The sequence below is a fragment of the Nitrospira sp. CR1.1 genome, assembly GCA_014055465.1.
Lineage (GTDB): Bacteria > Nitrospirota > Nitrospiria > Nitrospirales > Nitrospiraceae > Nitrospira_A.
In genome coordinates this window covers 158,296-175,654 of record WIAF01000008.1, presented here as the reverse complement: position 1 = coordinate 175,654, position 17,359 = coordinate 158,296, and the positions used below count along the sequence as shown (strand labels likewise).

Sequence of the window (17,359 nt, the reverse complement as noted above, 5' to 3'; positions counted from 1 at the left end):
GTACCAAACCGACGAGTTTCTTGTCCCATTAGGGGCTTGTTGATAGCATGGGGCTTTCAGTGCGAAGAAAGGACACGTCGGGCATGCGGAACAATGATTGGGGCCTTCGGGCGTTCGTAGTTGGTGTCACGATGGTGCTCGGCTTGGCACCGTTGTTTGCAGAAGTCTCTCTCGATTCGAAAGCCCCATCGCCTTCTTCGCCGAGCGCGGGGGATGACTCCCGCGTCCCAACACCCGAACGCGGAACAGGCTCCATGTCAGCCGAACCGGAGGGTGCCCCTGAGCTCGAAGACCGGCTCGTCATCCTTCCTGAAATCAAACGCGAGGGCGAGCGCTTTTTCTTGAGTTCATTCAAGCTGCCCGACAAGTTGACCTTCGCCGGGCAGTCGATTCCACTGGATAATTGGCAGGTGCGCGAGCGCATCGAGTACGAGTTCTATCAGTTTCTGGAGGATCAAGGCGAAAGCATTATCCTGGCGAAGCGAACGGGCCGGTGCTTTGCCCCCGCTGAAAAGCAACTCGCTGATGCCGGATTGCCGGATGATTTGAAATACATGCTGTTGGTTGAGAGCAAGTGCATCGCCGCGGCCTATTCTCGAGCCAAGGCGTCGGGCCCGTGGCAATTCATCAACTCGACGGGTAAGCGCTACAAGTTGCACAACGAACGCTGGCTCGACGAACGTCGCAATCTCGAGATGTCCACCGAGGCGGCCATCAAATATCTTCGTTATCTTCGGGAGCTGCAGGGCGACTGGTTCCTGGCCATGGCCTCTTATAACGCGGGCGAAGACCGCGTGCGAAAACTGCTCAAGGAGCAGAACGTCACGGATTTCTGGCGCATGCATGGTCCGCGGGAAACCATGCGGTATGTGGCGCGCATTATTGCGGCGAAGGAAATCTATTCCCAGCCGGAGAAATATCTGGGTTTGACCAAGAAGGATCTGTATCCGCCGCTTGAAACAGAAACGGTGACCGTGACCATTAAGGAATCCCAGCGCCGGTTGACGTCTATCGCCGAGGAATACGGGACCTATTTTCTTGAACTAAAAATGCTCAATCCGGAGTTCACGAAGGACTACTTGCCAAAGGGTAGTTATCAGGTTAAGGTGCCCCGGCAAACCTGTCCGAACCGCTGCTTTAAGCAAGACAAGCTCCCGTAATCGCATGATACAGATCGGCGTCCCTCAACCCCGTACCAGAGCCCTTCTCGCAAGGCTGTTCCGGTCGGGACTGCAGGCGGTTGATCCTTACGAAGCGGTGCGGCGTCAGATCGGCATCGGGCGCAGGCATCTCACCATCGGTTCCCACCAGTACCCTCTGGATGAATTCAAGCGCATCGCCGTGGTCGGCGCGGGGAAGGCGTCCGCCCGCATGGCCCAGGCGTTGGAGCAGCAGGTAGGGCCGCGGATCGATACCGGTGTGGTCGTGGTGAAATACGGTCATGGCGCCCAGACGAAAACCATTCGCATTGTGGAGGCGGGGCATCCCATTCCGGATGCCGCCGGTCTTCAGGCCAGCCGTATGGTCATGGCGTTGGTCAAGACGTTAACGGCTGATGATTTGCTGATCGTGCTGCTGTCCGGCGGAGCCTCGAGCCTCCTTCCTGCCCCCGTTTCCGGTATTGAACTCCACGACAAACAACAGACGACGAAATTGTTGCTGCGGTCCGGAGCAACCATTCACGAGATCAATGCGGTACGCAAGCATCTCTCCTCGATCAAGGGCGGACAGCTTGCGGCTGCGACTCCGGCACGCGTGGCCAGTGTGATTCTGTCCGACGTCATCGGGAACGACCTCGGTACGATTGGATCAGGACCCACCGCCCCTGATCCGACGACATTTCAGGAAGCCTGGGAAATTGTCGAGCGATACAGGGTCTCGAAAACCATTCCGGCCTCCGTGCGAAACCGTCTGAAGATGGGCATGAAGCACCGTGTGGCGGAAACTCCCAAGCCCAGGGCCGCGCTGTTTCGTCGCGTCGACAACGTGCTGATTGGAGACAATCAAGCAGCGGTCGATGCTGTCGCGAGGGCAGCGCAGCAGCAAGGGCTACGCACGCTGATCTTGTCCACGACTCTCACCGGGGAGGCGAAGGAACTTGCGAAAATATTCGGCGCCATGGCTCGGGAGATTGCCGTTCACGGACGTCCCATTCAGCGGCCCTGCTGCATCATCGCAGGAGGAGAACCGACAGTGACCATTCGAGGTGAAGGAACGGGCGGGCGGGCGCAAGAGTTCGCCCTGGCCGCCGCACCGGAGATTGCCGGATTGCCAAACATGTGGGTGGCCGGTTTTGCCACGGACGGGACTGATGGGCCAACTGCTGTGGCGGGTGCCGTTGTCGATGGCCAGACAGTCGCGCGGGCGCGACGAAAGCACCTCGACCTGTCTCGCGCGCTGCAGGACAACGATGCCTATCCGTTCTTCCAGCAACTGCAGGGTCATATTATTACCGGCCCGACCGGGACCAACGTCAACGATCTTTACCTCCTCCTCGCACTCTAGTTAGTATTCCCATCCATGACTCAGCCACTGATTCTCTCTCTGGAGGAGAGCTGTGACCCGAGCCTCGTCGGAGGCAAAGCCGTCGGCTTGAGCCGGCTGCTGGCGAAGGGTTTCGCCGTCCCGCGAGGATTGTGCGTCACCGCTGCTGCGTATCGGCATGCCTTGGTTGCGGCGGGGATCGATGCCGAAGCAGTGTGGCGGAGGGTGTTGCAGGCATCCCAGGAGGATCGAAGCCGGGAACTCGCGCGAATTCAAGAGCGGCTGCAGGGGCAGATATGGCCTACAGGATTCCAGACTGATTTGGAACGGTGGCTTGCCGGGTTGACGCACGATCCGGCAACCAGATGGGCGGTGCGGTCGTCGGCGACGAACGAGGATGTCGAGCACGCGAGTGCGGCGGGGCTCTATCGCACATCTCTCGGCCTGCCGTCTCCGGAGTTGTTGAGAGGAATCGGTGAATGTTGGCTGTCGTTGTGGACGGATGCTGCTATCGAGTATGCCCTCCGGACGAGAGGCGAACCATCCTGTCCATCAATGGCGGTGGTGATCCAACCGCTGTTGCGAGCCACTGTGGCAGGCGTGGCCTACTCGATCCATCCCGTCACGGGACGCACCTCCCAGATCGTCATTAACGCGGTGCCCGGTCTCGCCGCATCCCTGGTGAGCGGCGAGGTGACTCCGGACCAGTATATGGTTGAAGTGGCAGAGGCTGAGGGGCGGCCGCTTCGAATTCGGCGACGTCTCCTGGCCAGGAAACACGAAAAGTTAGTGGCCACACGTACTGGAGTCCAAGCCGAGAGGCTCTCCGATTCCGCGCAGGATCAGTCATCATTGTCCGATGCGCAACTCTTCGAGTTGGCCCTATTGTCGAAGCAGATCGAAGCGGCATTTCAATCTCCGACTGACCTCGAATGGGTGTGGGATGATGAACGGTTGTGGGTGGTACAGGCGCGCCCGATCACCGCGGTCCAACCGTCCTCGGCCTTGACCAACGATGAATGCGAGTGGACGCGGGCGAATTTGAAAGAAACCATGCCGGAATTGCCGAGTCCATTGGGCCTCTCGTTTCTAGAGCGGTTCATGGATGCCTATATCATTGGCCCCTATCGGCGTCTCGGCTGCACGGTTCCTGACGGACTGTCGTCCGTTCGAGTGTTGCATGGCCGCCCCTATCTCAATGTCACGTTGTTGTATACGCTCATCACGCAGCTCCGTGGGAATCCAGCCTTCCTAACTGAACAGATGGGCGGGGAGCCGGTTGGATTTACGCCGTCGGTGCGCCCCCTGAGTGGTCTTGCCCTGGTCCGCGCCGGGTTGTCTATGATGCGGGAATGGCGGAGGGTTGTGCGGGAGGGGCCGCAGAATTTTGCCGTCATGAAAGGCATGGCGGAGACCTACCACTCCGGCCGTATCCGGACCCTGTCCCAGAAGGAACTGGCGGAGACCCTTGACCGGCTGGGGCGATGGCTTGATGCGCACGAGGTGACGTTTGGGATAGCCGGAGGGGTCGCGCAGAGCCTTCAGGCCATGGGGACCTTTCTGCCAGGCTGGTTAGGAGAAGACTGGCGCGAGTTGCTGAATGCTTCCCTGCAAGGCCAGGGGAGCGTGATCAGCGCGCAGCACATTGTGCGCCTCGCGGAATTGGTCGAGGTCGCCAGGAGCGAGGCCATTGTCCGGCAGTGGTTCCTTTCTGAAGGGTGGGAAGCGTCCGGATTCCGTGAGGCCCTTGTGGGAAGCGGGTTTCTGCGGCGGTTCGAGGAATATCTGGCGGACTATGGACATCGCGCAGTCGGAGAGTCGGACATCATGTCCCCGCGCATTGCAGATGAGCCCGGTGCGGTCTTGATCCTGTTGCAGACGCAACTGCGTGCGGAGAGGGCCGTTCCGCCGGACCAGGTCATTTCTCAGCAGGCGCAGCGACGTGAAGAGGCGCTTGCCGAGATTGACCGGCGGTTCGGCTGGCGGCGCCACCGAGGGGTTGTTTTTCGCTGGTGGTATCGACGGCTCAGCCGTTTCTGCGCGCTCCGGGAGGCGAATCGCCATCACTTGCTGTATTACTCCACGGCCGTGCGCCATCTCCTTCTTCAATTCGGCGAGCGAATGGTCGAACAAGGAATCCTGACCCAGTGTGACGACATCTTCTATCTGACCATGGATGAGCGAGCGGCATTGAGCGAGGAGACCCCACGCGATTGGCGACGGCTTGTACGAGAGCGTCGGGAAGAATTGAGACGTGATAAGGAGGTACAGGTTCCAGACACCATTCGCGATTGGGACGCGGTTCTTGAACAGGGAACTCCCTTGACGGGCCCAGCAGGGGATGAATCGCTCCGCGGCATTGCCGTCAGCGCAGGAACGGCCACCGGCCCGGTCCGCATCGTCTACTCTACAGATGACTGGAGGCGAGTGCAGCCCGGCGACATTCTTGTCGTTCCGGTCATCGATCCGGGGATGGCGCCCCTATTGGGTATCGCAGCCGGCCTCATTGCTGAAATGGGAGGCACGCTGTCGCACGGGGCCATTATCGCGCGGGAGTACGGCCTTCCAGTCCTGGTCAATGTGCCCTATGCCACCAGGCTTTTGCGCGAAAATGAACAGGTGACAATTGTGAGTGTGACAGGCACAGTCAGTCGTGCGCTGCCTTGACGTTTCATTTGGTTTCTCGTACCATCTACGCGATTTCCCTACCACGGTCGGGTGAGAGGAATACGGCGATGCTCGGTATTCGCGGGGATGCGTCATGATCGATCTCACCTCCGCGACCTTTGTCGCGGGCGGAGTGGCCGGCCTCGGGGTCGGCGTCTTGGTCACTGGATGGTGGGTGACGGCTCGTACGCAATCCCGGGCTCAGGCACAGTTGTTCGAAAGCGGAGAGCGGGCCCAGCGGGCTGACGCCCTGGCTGTGGTGTTGCAACAGCGGCTGGAACAGGAGCAGTCCGAAGTAGGGCAGTTGCGGCAGGCGCTGGCCGAGTCTCAAGAAGGCCGGACGAAAGCCGAAACGCGCATGGAAGTGATCAGCCGAAGCGTGGACGACCAGAAAACATTGCTCACCCAGGCGCGGCAGGAGTTGCACGCATCTTTCGAAGCCTTATCGGGACAGGCCCTGAAGCAAAACAATGACGCCTTTCTGACCCTCGCCCGCGCCTCATTTGAAACGTTACAAGCAGAAGCCAAAGGGGAGTTATCTCAGCGTCATCAGGCTATCGGCGAACTGGTGAAGCCACTCGAAGAATCGCTCCAACGCTACCGGGAGCAACTGCAGCAAGCAGAGCAGGTTCGTCAGCGGGAATATGGCGGGCTGGACCAGCAATTGAAGTTCATGGCTGAATCACATCAGCGGCTACAACAGGAAACCGGCAATCTGGTCAAAGCCTTACGGGCTCCGGCGGTGCGCGGACGCTGGGGGGAAATGACCCTCCGTCGTGTGGCTGAACTGGCGGGGATGGTGGCGCATTGTGATTTTATAGAGCAGGACTCGGTCGACTCAATGGAAGGACTGCTTCGTCCCGACATGGTTGTGTATTTGCCTGCGGGCAGGCAGATCGTGGTGGATGCCAAGACGGTGTTGGCGGCCTATCTCGACGCCTACGAAGCCCAGGATGACCAGCAGCGGGTGGCGCACTTGCGTCGCCATGCGAACCAGGTGCGAACCCGGATGGATGCGCTCAGCCTGAAGGCCTATTGGACGCAGTTCGGGCAGACACCGGAATTCGTCGTGTTGTTTCTGCCCGGCGAGCAGTTTCTGGGCGCCGCGCTTGAGCAGGATCCCACGCTGATTGAGGATGGTTTTGCGCAAGGAGTCGTCCTGGCCACGCCGGCCACTCTGATGGCGCTGCTGCGGGCCGTCGCCTACGGGTGGAGACAGGAGCAATTGACCGAACATGCCGAACAGGCGGGCCGGTTGGGGAAGGACCTCTACGAGCGGATGGCGGTCCTCGCCGATCACCTTAATGAGATCGGTCAGGCGCTCGGAAAAAGTGTCGGCGCCTACAACAAGGCAGTGGGATCGTTGGAATCGAGGGTGTTGCCCGCCGCTAGAAAATTTAAAGATCTCGGGATATCATCTGAGAAGGACATCGCGGTGCTGGAAGCCTCCGGCATCGAGCCGAGGACAGGATGTCCGTTTGCCGCTGAAGATATGAGGACGGGAGGATGATGGAAGCCCAGGACATGGTCGCCGAGTTTCACCGTAAGTTCGACATTCCGATCGGTGACAGTCCGTCGATCCCTCCTGAGGCCACCCGGCAGTTGCGGGTGCGTCTGATTCAGGAGGAATTTGCCGAACTCCAAGAAGCCATGGCCGCACAGGACCTCCCGGGGGTGGCGAAGGAACTGGCTGACTTGTTGTATGTCGTATATGGCACGGCGGTGTCCTACGGGGTGGACATGGATCCGGTCTTCCGCGAGGTCCATCGATCGAATTTGAGCAAAGTCGGCGGCTATAAGCGGGAAGATGGAAAGTGGGTGAAGCCCCCGACCTATTCTCCGGCTGACGTGAAGCCACTGCTCGCAAGACAGTCGTCCGGAAACGGAGGCTCCGCCCCGGCTGTGGAGACCGGGATGCGGGAGTCAGAAGCGTAGTATGAAAGAATTGTATTGTCCGGCCTGCGGCACGCCCTGTGTGAGAGTGACTTCCGGGACAAGTCTTATAGGAAAGACGTTAAACCGGCTGTCTATTTTTCAAGTTCGTTGCCAGCTTTGCACGACTCGCTTTCAGGCTCGCAGGCCGGGGAACCGGCTAACTACGCAGGAATTCGATCGCCGTGAGTATCGCCGGCTGTCCGCCAATTTTGCGGCGACCCTGATTCTTGATCAGCCGGCGGCCGGCGGCCTGGTCACCGACATTTCAATGGGCGGCTGTACAATGCAGGGGACCACGACGCTGCCCCGTGGCACATTCGTCACATTCCTGCTGCACGGCCTGTCCGGACAACCGGACATCAAGGTGGATGCGGCGATGATCAGCTCGATTCAGCCCCAGTCGATCGGGATGAAATTTCTGGAGTTCCAACCTGGAGACAAGCAGCGCATGGGTCAGCTGATCCTTGAACTCCTTGCCTGCCAACAAGCGCCTCCCCGCATCTCCGTATAATCTCAACAAGACAGGGTCGACCTGCTTTCTTTGAGGAAGGGGTCCGCCTGACCGCGGGCCAGTGGAATTCCCTCTAACCCCCGGTTAGGACTTGGGGCTTACCGTCACCGGCATATTGTCGAGGAGTCGGACTGTTCCGAGGCGAATGGCGCCAAGGAGAATGGCGCGGCGTTGGATTGTCTGTAACGGTTCCAGAGTAGAAGGATCACAGACGGCGAGATATTCCGGTGTGACTGATGGCTCTGTCTTGATCATTTGAGTCATGAGGCGTTGTATGAGTGCCCCTCGCCGTTCGCCGCTGCGAACAGCGGCAGCTCCGGCCTGCAGTGCTCGATAGAGTACAGGTGCGGCTTCCCGTTGGCATGCAGAGAGGTACACGTTCCGTGAACTGAGCGCCAGCCCGTCATGTTCACGGACCGTCGGATGAACCCTCAACGTGCCCGGGAGGTTGAGGTCCTTTGCAAGTTGCCGGACCAGTGCGGCTTGCTGAAAGTCCTTCTGTCCGAACCAACTGATGTCGGGGTGGACTAGAGACAGGAGTTTCGTCACCACCGTGGCCACGCCCTGAAAATGGTGTGGGCGCGCCTCGCCTTCCCAGCGCCGTGCAAGGCCCGGAACCGCGACAATGCTCTGAAAACCGGCCGGGTACATAGCCGTGGCGGTCGGGGCAAAGATCGCGTCGACTCCTTCTTTCGCGCACAGTGCACGGTCGAGCCGAAATTGGCGTGGATATTTCGCCAGGTCTTCTGTCGGACCAAATTGTGTCGGATTGACAAAAATGCTGACGACCACGGCATCGCAGGCCAAGCGAGCGGCTCGAACCAACGCGCGATGCCCCTCATGCAAGGCCCCCATGGTCGGGACAAATCCGATCGTCACTCCTTCTCGATGCAGGCCACGGCTCCAGTTGGCCATGGCTGAAGTCGTGCGGATGATCTTCACGTGTGAGGATTTTGCACAGGGGGTGGACTGCACGCTGGCCTCGATCCGTAACGTGAGTTCGGCTGGGGATCGAGCAGGCGGACAATGGAAGGATCGGCGAGTGTTTCCAGAAGTTCTCGGAGAGTTTGCCCGAGCAGAGGATGGCGTCGATCGGGATCCAGCTCCACCAAGGGCGCGAGAACGAATCGACGCTGGTGGAGGCGAGGATGGGGAACGATGAGGCCCGGCTCATTCAGCACACAGTCATCGTACAGCAGCAGATCCAGATCGAGTGTGCGCGGCCCCTTGCGATTGTCTTGATCTCGTCCGAGTGCCCGTTCGATTTCACGGCAGATGTCGAGCAGGCTCTTGGGCGTAATATTCGTTTCGATCCGCACGGCGCCGTTCAGGAACCATGTCGGTCCCGGAGCCGCTCCATCCTCAATCGGTTCGGTTTCATACAACGAGGAGACGGAGTCCAGTCGTGAATGCGGCAGGAGGCCGAGCAGGGTGACGGCTCGATCACAAAAGTCGATCCGATTGCCCAGGTTGGAGCCGAAACCGATAAATGCGGTGGCCATAGTCTGAAACTGGGAAAAATTCTGAGTGTTGAGTTCTTAGTTATGAGTTAGCGATATCGTTCGGACAACTCACGATTCACAATTCAACACGCAAATTAGAATCCCGCCTTGCGAATCCGTTCTACTGCTTCCGCCAGCCGCTCTTTCGTCGTGCAGACCGTCATGCGGATATATCCTTCGCCAGGCGCGCCGAAGCCGTTGCCCGGTGTCGTGACGATGCCGGCCTTTTCTAACAGATGGGCGGTGAAGGAGGCCGACGTATATCCCTTCGGAACCGTGACCCAGATATAGAAGGCCGCGGGAGGCGGATCGACTTCCAACCCGAGTGTTTTTAGCCCCGGTACGAGTGTGTCGCGCCGTTCTTGATAGATTTTTCGCAACCCGTCCGTCACGGAGTCATCCAGCCCCAGCGCCGTGATGCCCGCCGCTTGCACGGCTTCGAATACGCCCGAATCCAGCTGACTTTTCACTCGGCCGAGCCCGGCCAGGACATCTTTGTTGCCGACCGCGAATCCGATACGCCAGCCGGTCATGTTGTACGTCTTAGAGAGGGAATGAAATTCGACTCCCACTTCTTTCGCGCCGTCGACCTCAAGGAAGCTGGAAGGCCGCTTGCCGTCGTAGAAGATTTCCGAATAGGCCGCATCATGGCAGACAATGATCTGGTTCTCCTGCGCAAACTCTACAACGCGCTTGAAATAATCCTTGCTCATGATGACGGACGTTGGATTGTTCGGCGAGTTCAGCCACATCAGTTTGGCCTTCTTCGCGACATCTTTCGGGATGGCGTTGAGATCGGGCAGAAAACCGTTGGCTTTCGTGAGCGGCATGATGTGCGAGACGCCGCCACAGAAGCTTGTCCCGACCGGATACACCGGATAGCCGGGGCTGGGGACCAGGACAATGTCGCCTGGATCGATAAAGGCGAGATGGACGTGCCCGATCCCTTCTTTGGAACCGATCAGGGTGAGGACCTCATTGGCCGGATCAAGGGTGACATTGAACCGTCGCTTGTACCAGTCAGCCACGGCCTTGCGGAACGAGAGCATGCCTTCGTAAGAAGGGTATTGATGGTGTTTCGGATTCTTTGCCGCTTGATACAGGCTCTCGATGATAGGCGCCGGTGTCGGGAGGTCAGGATCCCCGATGCCAAGGTTGATGATATCGACCCCGCGCGCGAGCGCCTCTTGTTTCATCTTATCGATGGCGGCAAAGAGATAAGGAGGCAGCGTCTTAATGCGGGTTGCGACTTCAATCGGAAAACCGGCCATGCGAGAGCACTCCTTTGTTGACCTGAGCGGCGGGCTCAGCGGTGTATGAGAGGCGGCGGCTGGTAGCCGTCAACTGGGAATCGGAAGGGGCTAGCGTACCCCAGGACTAGTCTCGCAATCAACGGAGTGAGTGCCCGAAGGCGCGGCTTCGCTCATAAGGCCAGGAAAAGCGCGGCCGCGAACGTGACCCGCACTCACGACAGGCCGGCTTCATTCCGGAAAGGTTCGACAAATGTACGATTCTACAGTGTCGTGAGGCCATGGATGCGGTGCCAGGTTGACACGCATGGCTGACCGTTCGACGGATGAACAAGGGGGCGCGCGCTCTGCCATCGGGCCGGCATTGATGCGTGATCGACAACGGTGGAGCGGTTGACAGAGGACGCGTGGCTTATTAGAGTTCACTGTACATCCGGACCGTGCGGTGCATTCCTTGAGACCTATTCACTGACGATTGTCGATCGCCCCGCCATGAAAGTACTCGCGCCTTGCCCATCCAGTCCTAATTGCGTCTCGACGCAGGCAACGGATCAGAGTCGCCAGATGGCGCCCTATCGGTATCACCAAAGTCTGGCTGGTGCAAAAGAAGCGCTAAAGACCATCGTGGGTCTCTTGCCTCGCACCAAACTCGTCGAGGAGACGGAGCGCTATCTCCATTATGAATTCACCAGCTTCCTGCTGCGATTTGTCGATGATGTGGAATTTGTCTTTGATGAGGGGAGCAAGTTAATTCAATTCCGGTCGGCCTCCAGGACCGGCTATAGCGATCTTGGCGTGAATCGACGGCGGATGGAGGAGATTCGCGCCCTCGTGGAAGGGAAAGTGTAGTGCGAAATCGGACAGGTTGCGCTGTCGGATGTGAGAATCAAAAGAGACACCCATGTGCGGGATGATTGTGGTTGATTTGGTTAATCCGAGCCGTCAAGATAGATCTGAGTGAAGGCGACAAGGACCGGCTGTCGTTCATTACCCATGAAAATGCGAGGCTCCATTGTGACCAGACAAGCGATCCACCTCACGGTCGTATTGTGTGTGGCCTTGTCGAGCGCTTGTGTCTCCGTGCAAGTTGATCCCTTGACCACCAAGGCATTTGAGCCCCGACCAGGAACAGAGGCCGTGAGCACGTTACAACGCGAACCGAACCATGGTCACGTGCAGATCGCCCGTATTGTCGCCACGAGTGAATATGCCAGTGAAGAGACCTTGCGCGACCGAATCCTGGAGCGTGCGAAGGAACTGGGTGCAGACGCTGTTGTGCTAGGAGATGCGGATGTCCGTCGATTGTCGGACAGAGGCCCCACGTTTCAATCGACTATGGGCACCGGCGTCCCGGGCGGAGTATCGAGTAATTCCTACCGCAGCGGGTATTGGAATCCGTTCCGGATGGACGCGTGGAGTTTTACCCAAGGGGCCGGCGGCGGACAAGGTTGGATGCTTCACATGTCTGGTTTAGCGATTCGGTATCTCTCACAAGAAGAACTGCGTCCCGCGCCAACGCCTCCCCTCTCAGCGCCATAGCCGCGGCTCCTTGCCGGCTGAAGCGGTTGGTAAGTCCTTCGTTATTCCGTTGCATCGATTGTCCAGTTGAGGCTGGGGAGTCAACGAACCAGTGCCTTCCGCGTTTCTGACAACAGGGGTCTCTTCGATCATCCACAGCGCAAAAAGTGACCTTCGGTGACAGAGCCAGGACAGGAATATGTTGAATACTGAAACGGGCTGGGTTCGATCTGCAAGCTTGACCGGGCGTCATACATTTGACATAACACAGAGCATTCTGTACGAGTTAGTATCAGTTGTGTTGTCGGGCGGAGGGCCGGCGCCTGTCTGAGGAGGCATTCTCCGGTCATTTTCGATGATGGTGTGTACGTGCAGAGCCTATAGGAATCAATAGAGCGAGATGTCTGTCGTCAATATCGAGCAACGACACCCACTGGTGTTGCCCCATGTGCGAATTCAGCCGGCCAAGGGTCTGCTGGAATTGGATTTGCCCAGCCTCTGGCAGTATCGCGAACTCATTCAGATACTCGTCTGGCGTGATGTGGCCGTCAGATATAAGCAGACGGTTTTGGGTGTAGCTTGGGCCATGTTTCAGCCTGTGGCCACTATGCTGATTTTTACGGTTGTGTTCAGTGTGATGGGGAAGATCCCCTCGGATGGGTTTCCCTATCCCGTCTTTCTCTATGCCGGTCTGCTGCCATGGTTTTATATTTCTCAGGCCTTGAGCCGGGGCGGGACCAGCTTAGTCGGAGAAGCCCCACTCATCAGCAAAGTATATTTTCCCCGGCTCATCCTGCCTCTCTCAGCGACGATTGCACCGCTGGTTGATTTGTTGTTGGCATTTGTTGCGTTTCTCGGCCTCATGGCCTGGTTCGAAGTTATGCCAACCTGGAGAATTCTGCTCCTGCCGCTGTTCGCCGGTCTGGGCGCAACGATCGCCCTGGCCGCCGGCCTCTGGGTTTCGGCGCTATACGTCAGGTACCGGGATGTCGGCCATATTCTTCCCATGTTCATTCAACTGGGGATGTTTGTGTCACCCATCCTGTATCCGGTGAGCAAGGTGCCGGAATCCTGGCGCGCTATTTACGCACTCAATCCGGTGGTGAGTGTCGTGGAGGGATTTCGATGGGCGCTGATTCCCGGATTTCAGGTGGACTTCTCGATGGTGCTTCCCAGTTTGGGAATCGTCGTGGTTGTCTTTATCGGCGGATTGATCTATTTCCGTTCGATGGAACGCACATTCGCGGACGTGATTTAAATGAGTACTGTTGCAATTCGAGCAGAAGGGTTGTCCAAACACTATCGACTGGGAGCAGCCGTTCAGCACAATACCCTCCGCGATCAGGTCATGCATCGCCTCAAGTCCCTTGCGCAATGGGGCTCCGGCCGGTCTGAGCCCGATCCGTCATTCTGGGCGGTAAAGGACGTCTCGTTCGAGGTCAAGCAGGGAGAAGTGCTGGGCATCATCGGACACAACGGAGCCGGAAAGAGCACCTTGCTCAAGATCCTGTCCCGAATCACGCAGCCCACGAAAGGCATCGTGGATATTTATGGGCGTGTCAGCTCCCTGTTGGAAGTGGGAACGGGCTTTCACTCAGAGTTGACCGGGCGGGAGAATATTTTCTTGAACGCCGCGATGCTCGGCATGCGCCGGGATGAAGTCCGGCGAAAGTTCGATGAGATCGTCGCCTTCTCGGGCGTGGAAGACTTCATTGATACCCCGGTAAAACGGTACTCGAGCGGGATGTATGTACGATTGGCGTTTGCGGTCGCCGCGCACCTCGAACCGGAAATTTTGATCGTCGATGAAGTGTTGGCGGTCGGCGACGCGAGTTTTCAGCAAAAGTGTCTGGGGAAAATGGAAGAAGTGAGCCGAACCGGGCGCACGGTTCTCATCGTCAGTCACAATATGAGCATCATCGAAGGGCTCTGCGAACGGGCTATTCTGCTAGACAAGGGCCGGATCGCGAAAATCGGCAAAACGCAGACAGTGGTCGAAGAGTATGCCGATGCGATTCGTAGTCAGGCGACCATGGTGATCGGCGCCCGTCCAGACCGGGTCGGTCTTGGAGAGATCCTGCTCACGGAGATTGATCTGTTGGACAAGGACCGGCATTCGGTAGCTTCAGCCATAACCGGGCGAGATGTGATCATCCGGATGCACTACCGCTGTGCGGAAGGGAAAGAATTCCGCAACTGTCGTGTCAGTATTTCCGTCAATGGGCGAAAGGGACAGGATTTGTTCGTCCTGTCGACGGATATCGTGGATCCGACGCCCTTGACCCTGCGCGGAACCGGGTACGTGGATTTCATTCTGCCCGATCTGCCCTTAACCGGCGGCGCGTACTTTTTGCAGTCGTATATCGAGTCCAATGGTCATGCCCAGGACTGGATCAAGAATGTCGTGCCGTTTCCAGTACTCGATGCCGATTACTACGGCACGGGGAACCTGTGCCCGCCCGGGTGGGAAGCGAATGGCGTGCTGGTTCGCTATCGCTGGGAATCCAGCGACGACCTCCTCGGCAGCACCGTGCCCTTTCGTGCTCGCAAAAAATAAGGCACTCGAGAAGCTTCTTTTCCAGACGCGCGATACGCGCTCACTCCCGGCCACCCCTTCGTCGACAAATCACTTATCACTCCGCAACTGACCAAGAGTGCGCTACGATTTGCCCTGTCACTCCGGATGGCAATCGACTGAGGCGTACGCATGGGTTCCGGGTTTGAAGACGGGCAGCAGGCACAGCTCGAACTGGCCGGTTTGAGGCGCACGCTGAAATGGACGAATATTCAACGCGAGCAATTGCTGGATCGCCTCGATCTGCTTCGCCTCGATAATCAGCGTCTCCAGGAACGTGTGGAGGAACTGGAGCGTCAATTGGCAGAGGCCAGGCAGCAGCAAGTCCTGTTTTAGTGTTCTCCCGCCCCTGTGCCATCGTTCACGACAGCAGTTCGGGCATTTCTCCACACCGTCGCTGTGATACAGTAGCTAGGTGGGGTGTCGATAGGCGGCACCCTGCTGAGGGCCTCACGTTGCCATGACACATTCAGTGAAGACGGCGGACGACGTTCGCTGGTTGCTGACGCACACGCGGGGGTTTCGTGGAGGTCGGGTGACAGATGTGCACCTGGCCAAACGATGGATCTTCGACGAAGCGTCGGGCCAGGATGTGTCGGCAGGGAGCGTCGTGACGGTGGCGATACGCTATCACTTGCAAGGGATCCTCCGGATTGCCAAACTTACCCTGCAAGGGGTGTCCGACCTTTCTATCTTTGAGCAGGACGGCGGAGACTGTGCTGCTCTTGGCACGATTCAGGTTGAGTTACATGAGGGGCAACTGCGTTTCTGGTTCGATCCGCAGGGGAACTTGTACGTGGTCTGTGAAGAGGCCCTACTGGAGGAAGTGTCAGTGCCGCACTGTGATATGGGGGTACCCACAGGGGCCGCACAGTGGATCTTCCAAGCTGAATCCGGCGATCCTCCGACGGTGGCCTGGTTGCTGAACGAACTTGATCAGGCGGGGATGCCCTGCATATGGAAATCGACGGCGCGGCGGTCCGGTACTCCGCGGACTCTGTGTTGGGAGGGAGAGTTAGTGGCCGCAGCCGACGCGAGTGCCGGTTCAACGGCAGCGCTGAGCGTGCGGGCGTATGAACCGGTCGACGGGGCCGGGTTTGGAATCAGACTGCGGCCGAGACTCGCCACCGGCCGAATCAGCGGCCGATTGCTGAGGCTGGTCACCGAAGTCGTGACGCAACGTTATGCCGGTACCTGTCTGGCTGGAGAGACCGTGGTTTCAACTGAGGAGTGGTCAGGAACGTAGGTTTCAGGCGGTGAGCCATAGGCCGGCTCCGAATCTCAGCCGACCCGCGAGCGTTAACTCACGTGTCCGTGCCGACCATTTCCATTCCCATTCAAGCTCCCGTTCCCATTGCTCTTCGCACCCTTCCGGTTGACACATTCCACCAGGTGCCAGAACTTCATCGGGTTGACTTTTTCTTTGCGGGCCACGTGGAGGTCGGTGCCTTCTAGCACGGTGTTCAATGAGAGATCGGTACGAAAACCGATGTGCTTGCACAGTGGGGAAATGACCTTTTCCACGGCGGCGATCAGCTTATTTCCGTTGCTGAAGTGATTCAGCATGATGATGCGCCCGCCCGGCTTGCAGACACGGATCATTTCATTGACGACTTTGCGATAGTCCGGCACCGCGGTGACGACGTACGCCGCCATGACTGTGTCGAAGCTGTCGTCGGGGAAGTCCATTTTTCCAGCGTCCATCAACATCAGGCGGACATGGTCCAAATGATAGTGGGACTGGCGCTGTCTGGCCTTGGCCAGCATGCCTGAGGAGAGATCGATGCCCGTAATGTTGCAGTTTTTGGGATAATATTCGAGGGCAATTCCCGTTCCCACGCCGACTTCGAGGATGTTTTCTTCCGGACGGATTCGGAGGTTGCGCACGCAGGCTTCGCGCGACTCATGAAAGATTTTTCCGAAGATATGATCGTAGACGCCGGAATAATTCGTGTACACACGTTCGACTTTGGCGATATCCATCGTCCCTCCGCAAAACCACGCTTCTCCCCCCGCACACCCTGCAGTGCAGAAGTGACGGCGATAAGAAGTGTAGCGTGGAAAAATCTATGAAGGCGGAAACGCAATCCGGATGACTCGTCCTCACCCGCCGGATAAGAACGGGCATAATGTAGCCAATGCACCGAGGGTGAGTCAACAGGTTCCTCCGGTTTTTCCCGCGGTTACCTGCTGTTCGGGCTTGATTCTCCGTAAAGCCCTGTGGGAAGTTTCGGCTATGATGCTCGCCGGCGCCTTTGCCATCGTCTTGTTTATCGGATTAATCGTCGGCGATTGGATGTACTTTACCCGCCTCTCGGCCGATGCCAGCCGTTACGGCTACGGGATCGGGCAGGTGCAGGATCGGTTTGTCGCCTTGACCCTCCCGAAGCTGCTCCGCGCATTCGACACGAATGGGTTCTTGAGTTTGCCTCATGGAGTCGCGCGGGTGTTCCCAGAGGCGAATCGGATGATCATCCGGCCCACTCATCGCCTGTTCTCCATGCGTTTCCGCACGGCCTGGCCGTTGAAGGGCTGCATTGAATTGGCATCGGATCCGGAAGGGCTCCGCATGGTGTGCACGAAGCGCACGCCCTGGTCATCCTCGATCCTGACGTTTCTCTGGTTCAGTCTCGTGGGGTTCGGAACGCTGGGCTTCCTGATCAGCTACGTCCTTCAAGGAGGTCTCGAATCATTGGGAAGTGTGCTGCTGGGAGTCGGCGTGACTGGTGTGGGGTTGATCGTCGTCGCGTTCGGCCTGTTGACGGTCACGGTGGCCTATCGCATCGAAAATACCCGGCTGATGCTCGTCTACACGGAACTCAGAGCCGTGGCGATGGAAAACGAAGGCGCAGCATAGCCTCTAGCAGGCTGCGGAAAAACTCATTTTTTGCACGCTACGCCGCGATCAGCTCACGTG

17 protein-coding genes are annotated in these 17,359 nt (G+C 58.2%); 13 read left to right on the top strand and 4 right to left on the bottom strand.

Annotation, left to right across the window (positions count from 1 at the left end; genetic code table 11):
- Positions 1-47 precede the first annotated feature (47 nt).
- From GDA65_14850 to GDA65_14825, 6 genes are all read left to right on the top strand, one after another.
- The gene (locus tag GDA65_14850) at positions 48-1,160 is read left to right on the top strand and encodes a transglycosylase SLT domain-containing protein (protein MBA5863971.1); all 1,113 of its coding nucleotides are present in this window, start codon (positions 48-50) and stop codon (positions 1,158-1,160) included.
- A 4-nt stretch (positions 1,161-1,164) separates the two neighbouring features.
- A complete protein-coding gene (locus GDA65_14845) occupies positions 1,165-2,505 on the top strand; it encodes a DUF4147 domain-containing protein (protein MBA5863970.1) in 1,341 nt (446 codons plus the stop codon).
- 15 nt (positions 2,506-2,520) lie between these two features.
- On the top strand, positions 2,521-5,151 hold the full coding sequence (locus GDA65_14840; protein MBA5863969.1) for a hypothetical protein: 2,631 nt from the start codon (positions 2,521-2,523) through the stop codon (positions 5,149-5,151).
- A 94-nt stretch (positions 5,152-5,245) separates the two neighbouring features.
- A complete protein-coding gene (gene rmuC, locus GDA65_14835) occupies positions 5,246-6,661 on the top strand; it encodes a DNA recombination protein RmuC (protein ID MBA5863968.1) in 1,416 nt (471 codons plus the stop codon).
- Positions 6,658-7,086 (top strand): nucleotide pyrophosphohydrolase, encoded by a 429-nt coding sequence (locus GDA65_14830; GenBank protein ID MBA5863967.1) that lies wholly within the window; start codon positions 6,658-6,660, stop codon positions 7,084-7,086. The genes rmuC and GDA65_14830 overlap by 4 nt, the downstream gene beginning before the upstream one ends.
- Before the next feature lies 1 nt (position 7,087).
- Complete coding sequence (locus GDA65_14825; protein ID MBA5863966.1) at positions 7,088-7,597, top strand: hypothetical protein; 510 nt, start codon at positions 7,088-7,090, stop codon at positions 7,595-7,597.
- Positions 7,598-7,681: 84 nt separating this feature from the next.
- On the opposite strand, the gene GDA65_14820 is transcribed toward GDA65_14825, so the two are convergent.
- The 3 genes from GDA65_14820 to GDA65_14810 form a co-directional block, all read right to left on the bottom strand.
- Entirely contained in the window at positions 7,682-8,539 is an 858-nt protein-coding gene (locus GDA65_14820) for a pantoate--beta-alanine ligase (GenBank protein MBA5863965.1), read from the bottom strand.
- The gene (gene folK, locus GDA65_14815; protein ID MBA5863964.1) at positions 8,536-9,099 is read right to left on the bottom strand and encodes a 2-amino-4-hydroxy-6-hydroxymethyldihydropteridine diphosphokinase; all 564 of its coding nucleotides are present in this window, start codon (positions 9,097-9,099) and stop codon (positions 8,536-8,538) included. The genes GDA65_14820 and folK overlap by 4 nt, the downstream gene beginning before the upstream one ends.
- A 95-nt stretch (positions 9,100-9,194) precedes the next feature.
- Entirely contained in the window at positions 9,195-10,370 is a 1,176-nt protein-coding gene (locus GDA65_14810; GenBank protein MBA5863963.1) for an LL-diaminopimelate aminotransferase, read from the bottom strand.
- Positions 10,371-10,841: 471 nt separating this feature from the next.
- Here GDA65_14810 and GDA65_14805 point away from each other — a divergent pair, with 471 nt between their 5' ends.
- From GDA65_14805 to GDA65_14780, 6 genes are all read left to right on the top strand, one after another.
- Positions 10,842-11,198 carry a DUF1499 domain-containing protein gene (locus GDA65_14805; GenBank protein ID MBA5863962.1) on the top strand — a complete coding sequence of 119 codons (357 nt, stop codon included), beginning with the start codon at positions 10,842-10,844 and terminating at the stop codon, positions 11,196-11,198.
- 288 nt (positions 11,199-11,486) lie between these two features.
- On the top strand, positions 11,487-11,888 hold the full coding sequence (locus GDA65_14800) for a hypothetical protein (protein MBA5863961.1): 402 nt from the start codon (positions 11,487-11,489) through the stop codon (positions 11,886-11,888).
- Positions 11,889-12,267: 379 nt separating this feature from the next.
- Positions 12,268-13,125, top strand: a complete 858-nt coding sequence (locus tag GDA65_14795; GenBank protein ID MBA5863960.1) for an ABC transporter permease — start codon at positions 12,268-12,270, stop codon at positions 13,123-13,125.
- Positions 13,126-14,424 carry an ATP-binding cassette domain-containing protein gene (locus GDA65_14790; GenBank protein ID MBA5863959.1) on the top strand — a complete coding sequence of 433 codons (1,299 nt, stop codon included), beginning with the start codon at positions 13,126-13,128 and terminating at the stop codon, positions 14,422-14,424.
- A 150-nt stretch (positions 14,425-14,574) separates the two neighbouring features.
- Positions 14,575-14,778 carry a hypothetical protein gene (locus tag GDA65_14785; GenBank protein ID MBA5863958.1) on the top strand — a complete coding sequence of 68 codons (204 nt, stop codon included), beginning with the start codon at positions 14,575-14,577 and terminating at the stop codon, positions 14,776-14,778.
- 124 nt (positions 14,779-14,902) lie between these two features.
- Positions 14,903-15,688: a hypothetical protein gene (locus GDA65_14780; GenBank protein MBA5863957.1), complete on the top strand. Its 786-nt coding sequence runs from the start codon at positions 14,903-14,905 to the stop codon at positions 15,686-15,688.
- A 53-nt stretch (positions 15,689-15,741) separates the two neighbouring features.
- Here the strand turns inward: GDA65_14780 and GDA65_14775 are convergent, their stop codons facing one another.
- Positions 15,742-16,425: a methyltransferase domain-containing protein gene (locus tag GDA65_14775; GenBank protein MBA5863956.1), complete on the bottom strand. Its 684-nt coding sequence runs from the start codon at positions 16,423-16,425 to the stop codon at positions 15,742-15,744.
- Between the two features lie 253 nt (positions 16,426-16,678).
- Between GDA65_14775 and GDA65_14770 the strand changes: the two genes are divergently transcribed.
- Positions 16,679-17,299 carry a hypothetical protein gene (locus GDA65_14770; protein MBA5863955.1) on the top strand — a complete coding sequence of 207 codons (621 nt, stop codon included), beginning with the start codon at positions 16,679-16,681 and terminating at the stop codon, positions 17,297-17,299.
- The last annotated feature ends 60 nt before the right edge of the window (positions 17,300-17,359 follow it).